Below are 12,079 nucleotides of genomic sequence, written 5' to 3' on the forward strand. Positions count from 1 at the left end.
CATCTTCGCGTAACCCTCTGATATATCCGCCCTGACGCTCTGATAGCAAGAATCAGAATATGAAAGTTTTCTCCCGCGCCCCGTCTACCCTTTGAGACAGTTCTGATAGCAAACATGCTGTTTCCAGGAGGTTTTCTTTTAATTAATAACCATAAATTATGTTTATTCATAGTTATTAATTAATAAGCTATCAATATCATCGGAATGATGAAATATCAATTAGTTATTATATGTTGGGGGAAGTGCCGGATGAGGTCTTCGTCATTCAAAGTCAAACCGTTGGTGGTGGCAGTAAGTGCTGTACTAGGCGTTCTTTCTACTTACCCATCATCCGCTGCATCGATCGATGTTTCCATCAACATCAGCGGCCTGAGCATCACAACTGCGCAGGATTATCTGAGCATAACCAATACCGGTACGATCACCGGAACCGATTTCGGCGTCACCAATACCTCAACCATTGGTACGCTCAGCAACGCTGGCGTTATCACAGGTAGTGATGGGATTTACAACACCGGGTCGATCGGTCCATTAACCAACTCCGGTTTAATTTCTGCCAGTGACAACAGTGGTCTTTGGAGTGATGCGGGTAACATTGATTCGCTGTTTAACACCGGCACCATTTCGGGACATAAGGGCGTTTACCTCGAGAACAACAGCTTTCTGGGGGAATTCAACAACTCCGGGTATATCGAAGGTGATGAAGATACGGCCGTTTTAATCAACGCCAGCAACCTATGCTCTTTCGAGAACTCTGGTGAGATCAGTGGTGGCAAGGGCATCGTGCTGAAAAATGACTCCATGCTGTATGAATTCGTCAACTCCGGTGTGATTTCCTCTGATAACGACGCCGCCATCCTGCTCAACAGTTCCAGTATCTATTCCATTAGTAACACCGGATTGATTACCGGTGACGCCGGGATCGTTCTGGAAAATGATGCCAGCGTAGCGTCATTAATTAACGGCGGTACCATCAACGCGAGCTTAGGTATTGGCGTGTTTGGTGACAATGTCGAAGAGTTAAGTTCGATTGGATCTATTTCCAACACTGGCCTTATTGATGCTGACGACGGGCTGATTGTATCAGGCGGCTGGTATGTAGGTACCTTCTTCAACTCGGGTACCCTGAGTGCCAATATGGGCATCGGTGCGTTTGGTAACCCGGAAGACGCTGTCGGTACGATCGCCGCCATTAATAACAGCGGACTGATTGATGCGGAGGATGGCCTGGTGGTGGAAGGTGACTCCTATGTCGGGACATTTTTCAACTCGGGCTCCATCGACACCAATATTGCCATGGGAATTTACAACGGTGGTACCCTTGGCTCCCTCAGCAATGAAGGCATTATCAGCGGTGAGTCTGCCGCCCTCTCCATTGATGGCGGGAGTATCGGGTCGATTTATAACGATGGGGTGATTGCAGGAAATATCTACTCTACCAGCGGCCTGACCTTCTTTGGCAGTGAAGGCGAGGACATCTGGACCTTGACTGGCTATGACAAAGGCAGTATCGGCACCATTTCCATTGCGGCCGGTGACCTGACTTTTGTTACGGGCAATACGGTGCTGAATGACAACGTCATTCTGGGGGAAGGCCAACTGGTGAATGGCTCTGCCCAACTGATGGTCAACAATGTGCTCACGATCGACGGCGACTATCAGCAGGGCAGCGGTGCCAGCCTGCTGTTTGGTGTCAATAACTACCTTGCTACCAACGGTGATATCAACGCCTACAACGGGTATGGCCGCCTGGTGGTGTCCGGCAGCGCCAATATCGTCAGCGGATCTAACGTGGGGCTAATGGGTAACGGCCAATATGCGTTTGCACAAGGGCAGCGCTATGTGGTGATTCGGGCAAACAGTGATGGTACCGATTACAACGCCGACAAACTGGATTACTGGGCTGAGAATTACACCGGACTGCTTACCGGTAATACGGTAACGCACGGTAGCACCAGCGATCTGGTGGTGACGCTCGGTGACTGCAATGGCGACTACAAGCCGATTGGTTACGCGACGACGTCAAACGCCATCTCCGCATTGAACGACCTGTTTAACTATGGTGGTACAGAGTCGTCCCTGCTCAATCTGTTTAACGCCGGCGCTGCGGTAGGCAATACAGCAGAGGCTAACCGTGCGGGGGCGCAACTTAGCCCAGCGGCGATCGCCTCAGCCTCGGTACAGGCGGCAGCACTGCCCGCCATGTCGGTACTGGACGTATTGGCGCAACGCGGTGAAGCCATTCGTCTGGCAGGCGCAGGCAGCGGTATTTCGACCGGGGAAAATGATGACGGTCCGGTAGCTTGGGGGCAAGGCTTTGGCTGCAAGGTCAACCGAGGTCAGCAGTGGGATATCGCTGGTTACGACGGACTCTTCGTTGGCGTGATGTTAGGGGGCAATGGTGAGGTCAACGATAATTGGCGTCTGGGGTGATTAGGCGGCTACACCACCACCATGGTGAACAGCAGCGGCGATAATCTGGGCAGTTCGGCCCATGTCAAATCTTACGGCGTGTTCGACTATGCCAACTATGAGGGTGACCCTTGGTACGTCAACCTGACGGCTGGCGGTATCTTCCACCATTACGGCACCAAGCGTCAGCTTGATTTCACCGGATTTAACGGTAATACCACGGCGACATTCAAAGGCAACCAATTCATTGCCTCCGGTCTGGTGGGGTATCCGCTCTCGATGGGAACCCAATGGACCCTATTGACACCGATCGCTGCCTTAACCTACAGCAAACTGGGGCAGGACGGTTATACCGAAGCGGGTGGCAACGGTGCGGGATTGCGGGTTGACGATACCACGGTAACCGCACTCAAAAGTGAACTAGCGTTGAAGTTGGATCATCGTTTCAAAATGTCAGACGGTGAAATTCAGCCGTTTATTCAGGGCGGATGGCGTCACGAATACCATGACGATGCGTTGCAATAGGTAGCCAGCTTTTCTGCCGATAGCACCGGTGCAAGTTCATTTGTGGCATGCGGTTCGAAACCGATTGTGGATACTGGCGTGTTCTCGGCGGGGGTTTCTCTCGTGGGCTCTCGGGACCTCAGCGTGACGATAAAATATACCGGCGAAGCGGCCCGACACTATCAAAGTCACACCGGTAATCTGCAACTGAGCTGGCAGAGCAACTCTGTCTGCGTATTTTGCGTGTAGTCCCTCAGCAACCTGGGGCCATGCATCTGCTCGGCGTTATGGCCCATGTCTATGGTTTTCAGGAGTGTGCGGTTACCTATTTAGAGGCGGCGACCCGCTCGCCGCAAGCGCCCGCACTGTTTCACAGCAATCTGGCAGAGATGTATCGTCAAAAGGGACAATTAAAGGACGCTGAGCAGTCGGCGCGAAGGCAGTTGCTGCCGATCCGCAACTGATGGATGCATGGAACAACCTGGGTATCATCGCACAAGAGTGTGGCAATCTGGCTTTCAGCGAATCCTGTCTGCGCAAGGTGCTGGTTGCTCGCCCCGTCAGCCCACACGCCCACAACAATCTGGCGAACACGCTGCGCCGTTTAGGGCAGAGTCAGCAAGCATTGCATCATTACCAGCAGGCACTGGTGCATGACCCTCAGTTTGTTCAAGCCTGTATCAACCAATCCTCTCTGTTACGCGAACTCGGTCATTTAGCGCGAGCCGCCGAGTTAGCTGAGCAGGCGATAGCTCTCGATCCACGCTGCGCGGAAGCCTATCTTAATCTCGCCGATCTGGCGAGGGTACGCCAACGGCCTGAAGAGGCTAGCCGCTGGTTGGACGCATTACGCGCCTTTGCTCCAGACCGGGTTAACGCGCAGGGCACGACGTCCGGTACGGCGCTGTCCGCCAAGGTGATTGCCGCCTGTCATCAGCAAGTGCTCGCTCTTTCTGCCGAAGGTCGCCATGCCGAGGTGGAAGCTTTGTTGACGCAAACGCTAGCGAACGGCAACGGGCCGCCGACGCTGTGGCATCTACTGGCGCGGGCGCTGCGCGCTCAGTTAAAGATGGAACCCGCGTTGCGCATTATGACCATGTAGGTGCGGGTTAGACCAGGTGAGATGACGGCACGTTTCGATCTGGCCTCGCTGCTGTTAGTCACTGGCGATTTTACCCATGGCTGGCGCGAATACCGCTTTCGCTACCAGATGGAGCACACGTCTAAGGTGTGCCGTCATGTGCAGAAACCGCGTTGGGAAGGGCAGCCGCTGGCAGGGAAACGCTTGCTGATCCATGACGAGCAGGGCTTTGGTGATACCTTTCAGTTTTTACGTCTGGTGCAAACAGCGCGTGAGCGCAGCGGTGCTCACATTATTCTGCAAGTGAACAGCGATTGTCTGGCATTGGCACGCCGCTGTGCTGGCTGGGATGAGATCGTTGTGCGTGGAAACTTACCGCCGTCCTTTGATTATCATTGTGAGCCGATGAGCCTGCCGATGGCGCTGGGCCTGCAACTGACGGATTTGCCTGGTACTGTGCCTTATCTGTTTGCCGATCCCCAGCGTATCGATCTCTGGCAACAGCGTCTGGCGCATTTACCTCGACCGTTAGTGAGGCTAGTCTGAGCAGGACGACCGGAACACAACAACGATAAAAATCGCTCGATGACCCTGAACGATCTTGCGCCGTTGACACAACCCGGCGTCAGTTTTCTTGCCCTGCAAAAAGGCGCTTCGGCATCACAAGCCGATGCACCGCCTGCTGGCATCAATCTGTTGTCGTTGAGTGATGATATCGCCGATTTTGATGATACGGCGGCGATCCTGTGCGTCATCGATCTGTTGATTTCGGTGGATTCTTCCCCGGTGCATCTGGCCTGTGCGTTGGGACGACCCGCCTGGGTGATGCTCCCCTACGAGCCGGAATGGCGCTGGTTACTGGCACGTGATGACTCGCCCTGGTATCCCTCGGTCACGCTGTTTCGTCAACCGCAGCACGGGGAGTGGACGCCTGTGGTAGAAGCAATGGCACAGCAACTGGCTCAATGGCCTCGGCTGACGCCATGCTGATTCGTGCGTTCTTTGCGCCATTACTTGCGCCATTCAGCATGCTGTTGTGGATACTGGCGACAAGTTTGACGGGGTGCAACTCCGATCCGCGTCATCATGCCGATCAACTGGCGCAGCGCGGTGATTTGCAACATGGCACGCTGTGGGTCGCCCCTTTTTCACTTAACCACCTATACGCGCATTACGCGTGTCGACAGGCCCTTACATGTCTATATCGAGGGAGATGGGCGCGCCTGGCGCGATCACTACCGGGTATCAGGCGATCCCACGCCGCGACGTGCGATGGGGCTGGCATTAGCGGCGGAGGATACGGCTGTCAACGTGGTTTATCTGGCGCGTCCCTGCCAATTTACTGCTGCTGAGCACGCCTCTGATTGCCTCCCTAAATACTGGACGGGAAAACGTTTTGCACCAGATGTTGTTGCGTCGATGGATGCGGCCATTTCGCACTACTTGCGCCAGACACCGGGGCAACCGGTGATGTTGACCGGGTACTCTGGCGGTGGCGCTATTGCGGTGTTGATTGCTGCACGGCGTAAAGACATTGCCCTGCTACGCACGGTGGCGGGCAACCTCAATCATGTCGCGGTTAATCGCTTACACCGTGTCGCTCCCATGCCCGATTCGCTTAACCCGGCCGATGTCGCGAGCGAGATTGCCGCAGTACCACAACTGCATTTCAGCGGCGATACCGATCGCATTGTGCCTTCGGTTATCGCACACTTTTTTGTTTCTGCTGTCGGGCGTTGTGCCGATGTGCGTGAAGTGCACGATGTGGATCATGAGGGCGATTGGCCTGCCTTATTGCATATGCGTGTCCCCTGTGAAGACCCTGCGCAGCGTTCTCAGCTCCGCGCCTGATAAACTGAATTTTGCGAGCCCGAGCTGGGAAGCCACCGCCTTACCTGTTAGGCTAAGACGCCTTTTTAGGGCGCGATGATCGGGCTGTAGCCGCCGTAGTGATGCTATGTGCTGCGCAGTTGACAAGGAGAGACGATGGTTTTGCAATCCACCTACTGGCTGGCGCTCAGTTATTTCACCTACTTTTTCTGCTACGGCATTTTTCTGCCGTTCTGGAGCGGCTGGCTAAAAGGGGAAGGTATTAGCGCGGAAAACATCGGTTTGCTGCTTAGTGCCGGGCTGGTCGCGCGCTGTATAGGGAGTCTCTTCATTACGCCTTGTGTAAAAAATCCCGCTCATCTTATTAATGCGATACGTCTTTTGGCGTTGTTGTCACTGCTCCTTGCGCTGGGTTTCTGGCTGGGAAATGCCTGGGTATGGTTGCTGCTGGTGATTGTGGGCTTTAATCTGTTCTTTTCACCGCTGGTGCCGCTCAACGATGGGTTGGCAGCCACCTGGCAACGCCAGATCGCTATGGATTATGGCAAAGTGCGCGTCTGGGGCTCTATAGCCTTTGTGATTGGCTCTGCTGTCACCGGTGAATTGGTGGCCGCCTGGGGGCACACGGCAATCCTGGCAACGCTGACCGCCGGGTTGGTTTGTATGCTGTTGGGCATGTTGCTGCGACCTTCTGTGATGCCACTGGCCAGCGCGGGGGGCGAGCACGCTGCGGCGGTAACCCCCTGGCCGCAATTGTTACGTGAAGCGGGCGTGTGGCGCTTTCTGCTTTGCGTGGCGTTGTTGCAAGGGGCGCACGCGGCCTATTACGGTTTCAGCGCTATCTACTGGCAGGATGCCGGGTATTCGCCAGCGGTGATAGGCTATTTGTGGTCGCTGTGGGCTGATGGGGGCCACCGTAGCGCTACCCTGGCTGATTGTGATACAGATATTGCACTGCGGTACCTTTACCCTGTGCCACCTGGCCGCCATGCGCTTTATCTCTGCGCGTAGCGGTGGCGACGTGCTGCGTTTGCAGGCCGTCTACTTGGCACTGGCAATGGGCGGCAGCATTGCGGTGATGACGGTGGTGTCGGGATTTTTGTTTGAACATCTGCAACACGCTACCTTCTGGGTGATGGTGGCGCTAGTGGTTCCCGCGCTGTTTTTGCGACCCGCCACGCCCGTTCAGCACGCATAAACCGGGTATCAGGTTCATTTTGGAATAGGATGACGAGGTAAAGTGATTTTGTCATCAGTCTGACACCTGGAAAATCCGGGTGTCATTATCTGCGTCAAGAGACGATACATTATGTTACTTTATAACACTTTCGGTCGCTGTTGTGCTCGGTTAGGGTGGCGGTGGGGTGTGTTGTTCTCGCTGCTGTCGCTTGCCTCGCCTTCGGTATGGGCGCATCCCCACAGTTTTATTGATATCCAAACCACGGTTGAAGGTGAGAATGACACCATCACCTGGTTGCGTATGCACTGGACGATGGACCCGATCACCTCAGCAGATCTGCTCTACGATGCGGGCAAGGCGAAAAGTGACTCTGAAATCTGGAAAAAGCTGGCGGCGGAAGTGATGGCGAACGTGTTGGGCCAGCGCTATTTTACTGAGATCTACCGGGATAACGCAGCGGTGAAATTTCAACCGCTGCCGACAGAATATCATCTGTCGCGTCAAGGTAACAAAGCGGTGCTGGAGTTTGTGCTGCCACTGGCGCATCCACAGCCTTTGAAAGGCGCGCCGCTACAGATTTCTACCTATGACCCGACCTATTTTGTCGATATGTCCTATCAGGATAAAAACGCTGTCCGCCTCGCGCCTGTGCTGGCGGAACACTGTAAAACAGCACTGTTTACCCCGAAACCCAGCGCTGATTTACGTTCTTATGCGCTGTCGCTGGATAAAGCCGATGCCCCCGATGAGGATCTGGCGCTGGGCAAACAGTTTGCACAACAAATTACGCTGGAATGCCACTGACTGTGTTTGAAAAACTAAAACGTCATCACACCTTGAGACTGTGTCTTGGCCTGTGGCCGTTAGTGGTTTTTTTACTGCTGTTGGCGCTGGGGGCTCAGGTGGTGCTGCGCTACTGGCCGGATATTCTGCTGCAAAGCGTTGCCTGGCAGAAGGTGATGCATCAACAGATGTCAGCGCTGCTTGAGGCGGTGCACGAACAGCCGCATCAGGCGGGGCTGAGCCTGCTGGCGTTCAGTCTGGTCTACGGCATCTTGCACGCGGTGGGGCCGGGACACGGTAAAGTGGTGATCGCCACCTACCTTGCCACCCATCCGACGCAGCTTAAAAATAGTCTGAAACTGACGCTGGCATCCTCGCTGCTGCAAGGCATGATGGCGATTGGGTTAGTGAGCGTCACGTTGGGGGTTTTGCAACTCTCCAGCCGGGCACTGCACGCCAGCAGTTTCTGGATGGAAAAGGCCGGTTTTATGCTGGTGGCGCTACTGGGATTGTGGCTCAGCGTGCGCGCCCTTAAACGTCTGTGGGCGGCGATTACCCATGCCCGACATGCTACAAACCAAATATTCAGCGTATTCACGTGTTAACCGCAGAGGCGCGTCCGTTACCGTTAGCGCCGTTAGCGCCCGTGACGGATGATGGCGTATGCGGCTGCGGCCATCGTCATCTCCCCTCCCAGGAGGAATTGCAACGTGGTGATGGCTGGCGTACCCGAGTGGCGATTGTGTTTGCTATGTGGGCATCCCTGCTCGGGGGCCATCCTGGTGCTGTTGTTCTCCAAGGTGATCGGCGTGTTTGCCTGGGGCGTTGCTTCTGCACTCGCCATGGCGCTGGGCACGGCCATTACCCTCTCGGTGTTGGCACTGCTGGTGTTCTTTTGCCGCCGAGTGATTGAACGTATGGGTCGCTCACGTGCGCCTACGTTGTGGCAACAGACCGCCTGGAGCACGTTGTCGCTGGCGGGTGGTATGGTACTGTTAACCTGCCATTACCGGTGGTATCCGTCCGTTCTCCTGACGTGCCTGATTCTGGTTTTTCTCTCTGAACATGCCTGACGTCAAAAATCCATTGCGTCTGCTCTGGCGCGCAGCATATTATTTTAAAAATGATAATGAGTCTCGTTATTCATATAAAGATCAGGGATAAAAATGAAGAAAACGCTACATTGGATAGCTACCATCGCGTTATGGAGTGTCACCTGACTGTCGTATGCCGCCCCGATCGTTATCGAAGATGTTAGTGGTCGCAAGGTTGAAATTGCCGCAGAAACCAAACGCATCATTTTGGGCGAAGGGCGACAGATTTACCTGCTGGCGGCCTTTGACACCGAAGCACCGTTTAAACGCGTGGTTGGTTGGCGTGACGATCTGCCCAAAGCGGATTTTGATGGCTATAAGGCCTATGAAAAACAGTACCCGAGCATCACATCGCTGCCAACGTTTGGCGGCGCGACAGACGGCACCTTTAACGTTGAGTAGGCGTTAACGCTCAAACCTGATTTGGTGCTGATGAACCTGGAGTCAAAAGCGGCGACGGATGAAGGAAAACTGATTGAAAAGCTGGGGCAGTTGGGTATTCCGGTGGTGTTTATCGATTTCCGCGAGAAGCCGTTTGAGAATGCGGAAAAGAGCATCCGTATCATAGGGCAACTGCTGAACAAGCCGCAGCGTGCCGAGGAGATCGTTCAGTTTCGCCGCGAGCAGATCGCCGTGGTGGAAGATCGCCTGAAAAATTATCAGGGGCCGCGTCCGAAAGTCATGATCGATCGTGCTGGCGGCTATGATTATGAGTGCTGCATGTCCTTTGGTGATGAGAACTTTGGCAAAATGGTGGAAGTCGCCGGTGGGAGCAATATCGCCAAAACGGCGATCCCCGGCACCTTTGGTACCTTGAATCCGGAATTTATCATCAGCGCTCGTCCGGATGTGGTGATTGTCACGGGGGCTAACTGGAAGAATTACAACACGGCGAACAAGTGGGTTGGCGTGGGACCAGGGGCGGACACGACGGAAGCCACCAAACGTCTGACTGTGTTGATGCAGCGTTCTGCGTTCAAAACCTTGCCGGTGGCGACCAACGGCAATGCTCACGCTATCTGGCACCAGTTCTACGATAGCCCGTATCAGTTTGTTGCGATTCAGGCGATGGCGAAATGGCTGCATCCGGATTTGTTTAAGGATATCGATCCAGACGCGACGTTCAGAACCTTTCATGAGAAGTTCTTGCCGCTGCCGTATCAACCGGGATATTGGGCAACGCTGCCACCGCAGCAGAAATAATTACCCATAAAAAAGCCCGCATAACGCGGATTTGAATTGATGACAAAGTCATTTTCCCCTTTGCCATCCCCGGCGAAAGCCGGGGATCTCTGTGAGAAGAAACTCGTTTCATCTGCAAGAGATTCCCGCTTGCACGGGAATGACGGAGGTGGGTGACAATGGCCGTTTTATATGGGATCGTCAGTAATCACATCGTCGGTTCAGACACCAACCCATCAATCATCACTTGCGGTATGCCCAGCGAACAGCGCTCAATGCGCCCGCGTACACCATACACCTGCGCCAAACTATCAGCGCTGATCACCTCGGCAGGCGCGCCGTCGGCAATCAGCTCGCCGTTTTTCAGCATCAGCACATGGTCGCCGTGACGTAGGGCGATATTGATGTCGTGCACCACCACCAGCGTGACGATATTGCGCTTGCGCGTCTCTTTACGCACCAAATCCATGACGTGGAACTGGTAGTTGAGATCCAGCGCGCTTAACGGTTCATCCAGTAACAGCAGGGAAGGTTGGCGAATCAGCGATTGCGCCAGCCCTACCAGTTGTTTTTGGCCGCCGGAGAGTTGGTCCAGATAGCTCATTGCCAGATGTTCAATACCGAGCTGGCGCAGCAGCGTCAACACTTCATTCTCTTTCTCGCGTGAGTTCAAACCACCGGAAGCCCGCTGCGCCACGATGATCGACTCCAGCACGTGCAAATACACGCCTGCGGGCAAGGATTTGGCAGATAAACCACCTGCTCGGCACGCTTGGCGAACGGCAATTGCATCAGTTCGGTATCGTCCAGATGCAGTTCACCGTTGGCGTTGCCTAGTCCGGCCAGTGCCCGCAGCAGCGTTGATTTACCGCTGCCGTTGGGGCCAAGCAGCACCGTGATTTTACCGCGCGGCAACGGCGGCACATTGAGGTTGTGAATTATTTGTCGTTTCGGATAACCGGCTTCGAAACGGGATATACGCAAACCGGTGTGCGACAACGTCTGGTTCATACATTCCCCCGGTGGTGCAGAATAATACTCAGGAAGAAGGGCACCCCAACCAGCGATGTCACGATCCCAACAGGAATAATCACGCCGGGGATCAGGTTTTTAGACGCCACCGATGCCAGTGATAACACCAGTGCACCAATCAGGGCGCTGGCGGGCAAATAAAAGCGGTGATCTTCGCCGAATACCATGCGGGCAATGTGTGGCGCAACCAGACCAATAAAACCGATCGGGCCGATAAACGCCACCGACAGCACAGAGAGAATACTGATGCGTAGCAGCGTCGCCAGACGTAAACGGCGCACGTTGATGCCAAAACTGGTGGCGAGATCTTCCCCGAGACGCAAGGCGGTGAGCTTCCATGAGCTCATAAACGACAGCGGCATTAATACCACCAGCAGCCAACAGCAGTACGCCCAGCTTTTCCCATGAGGCGCGCGCCAGGCTGCCCATGGTCCAGAACACCAGTCCTTGCAAGGTATCTTCATTGGCGATGAATTGCAGCATCGATACCAGCGCATTGAAGGTGAACACCAGCGCGATACCGAACAGGACCACGCCGGACGTCGCGACGTTGGTCCAGCTGGTAATGCCATCAAGTAACAGTGCGGCCATTAGCGCAAAGAGAAAGGCGTTGGCGGAGATAAACCACTGAGCCGGAATGCCGGGGATACCAATCCCCAGCACAATCGCCAGGGCAGCACCGAAGGCGGCCGCTGAGGAGACGCCCACCGTGAACGGGCTGGCTAGCGGGTTATTCAGGATAGTTTGCATCTCTGCGTCTGCCAACCCTAAGGCCAGCACGACGATCAGAGCCATCAGCGCGTAGAGCAGGCGAATATCCCACACAATCACCCGCGTGCCGGCATCGGCCTGCGAGGGGTTAGTCAGCGTTTGCCAGAGCACATCAAGTGAAAGCCCGGATGGTCCCATGGTGAAATCCAACAGCAGGGAAGCCACGATGGCGGCGACCAGCAGCATGATCAGCAACCGATGGCGCAGAAT

Annotated in this window: 8 protein-coding genes and 6 pseudogenes; 12 read left to right on the top strand and 2 right to left on the bottom strand. The window is 54.8% G+C overall.

The window, feature by feature from the left end; genetic code table 11:
• The first annotated feature begins 249 nt into the window (after positions 1-249).
• The 12 genes and pseudogenes from JZM30_RS05350 to JZM30_RS05405 all read left to right on the top strand — a co-directional run bounded on the left by JZM30_RS05350 (position 250) and on the right by JZM30_RS05405 (position 10,087).
• Complete coding sequence (locus tag JZM30_RS05350) at positions 250-2,433, top strand: hypothetical protein (protein WP_252317825.1); 2,184 nt, start codon at positions 250-252, stop codon at positions 2,431-2,433.
• Positions 2,434-2,448: 15 nt separating this feature from the next.
• Positions 2,449-2,937, top strand: a pseudogene (locus tag JZM30_RS05355) (autotransporter outer membrane beta-barrel domain-containing protein); the annotation flags it as partial.
• Between the two features lie 42 nt (positions 2,938-2,979).
• Positions 2,980-3,165, top strand: coding sequence for a hypothetical protein (locus JZM30_RS05360; protein ID WP_252317827.1), 186 nt, complete (start codon positions 2,980-2,982; stop codon positions 3,163-3,165).
• 20 nt (positions 3,166-3,185) lie between these two features.
• A complete protein-coding gene (locus tag JZM30_RS05365) occupies positions 3,186-3,380 on the top strand; it encodes a hypothetical protein (RefSeq protein WP_252317828.1) in 195 nt (64 codons plus the stop codon).
• A complete protein-coding gene (locus JZM30_RS05370; RefSeq protein WP_252317829.1) occupies positions 3,380-4,018 on the top strand; it encodes a tetratricopeptide repeat protein in 639 nt (212 codons plus the stop codon). The genes JZM30_RS05365 and JZM30_RS05370 overlap by 1 nt, the downstream gene beginning before the upstream one ends.
• Positions 4,019-4,039: 21 nt before the next feature.
• Positions 4,040-4,543 carry a hypothetical protein gene (locus JZM30_RS05375; protein WP_252317830.1) on the top strand — a complete coding sequence of 168 codons (504 nt, stop codon included), beginning with the start codon at positions 4,040-4,042 and terminating at the stop codon, positions 4,541-4,543.
• Between the two features lie 39 nt (positions 4,544-4,582).
• The gene (locus JZM30_RS05380; RefSeq protein ID WP_252317831.1) at positions 4,583-4,987 is read left to right on the top strand and encodes a hypothetical protein; all 405 of its coding nucleotides are present in this window, start codon (positions 4,583-4,585) and stop codon (positions 4,985-4,987) included.
• 96 nt (positions 4,988-5,083) lie between these two features.
• Positions 5,084-5,848: an alpha/beta fold hydrolase gene (locus JZM30_RS05385; protein ID WP_252317832.1), complete on the top strand. Its 765-nt coding sequence runs from the start codon at positions 5,084-5,086 to the stop codon at positions 5,846-5,848.
• Positions 5,849-5,983: 135 nt separating this feature from the next.
• Positions 5,984-7,025, top strand: a pseudogene (locus JZM30_RS05390) (3-phenylpropionate MFS transporter).
• A 111-nt stretch (positions 7,026-7,136) separates the two neighbouring features.
• A complete protein-coding gene (locus JZM30_RS05395; RefSeq protein ID WP_252317833.1) occupies positions 7,137-7,811 on the top strand; it encodes a DUF1007 family protein in 675 nt (224 codons plus the stop codon).
• Positions 7,802-8,825 (top strand): annotated as a pseudogene (locus JZM30_RS05400) (nickel/cobalt transporter). Before JZM30_RS05395 ends, JZM30_RS05400 begins: the two are co-directional and overlap by 10 nt.
• Before the next feature lie 185 nt (positions 8,826-9,010).
• Positions 9,011-10,087, top strand: a pseudogene (locus tag JZM30_RS05405) (ABC transporter substrate-binding protein).
• Between the two features lie 187 nt (positions 10,088-10,274).
• Here the strand turns inward: JZM30_RS05405 and JZM30_RS05410 are convergent.
• Both JZM30_RS05410 and JZM30_RS05415 read right to left on the bottom strand, forming a co-directional pair.
• Positions 10,275-11,077: pseudogene (locus JZM30_RS05410) on the bottom strand (ABC transporter ATP-binding protein).
• A pseudogene (locus tag JZM30_RS05415) lies at positions 11,074-12,055 on the bottom strand (FecCD family ABC transporter permease). The pseudogenes JZM30_RS05410 and JZM30_RS05415 overlap by 4 nt, the downstream one beginning before the upstream one ends.
• Positions 12,056-12,079: the final 24 nt, after the last annotated feature.

The sequence above is a fragment of the Candidatus Symbiopectobacterium endolongispinus genome (assembly GCF_018777385.1).
Lineage (GTDB): Bacteria > Pseudomonadota > Gammaproteobacteria > Enterobacterales > Enterobacteriaceae > Symbiopectobacterium > Symbiopectobacterium endolongispinus.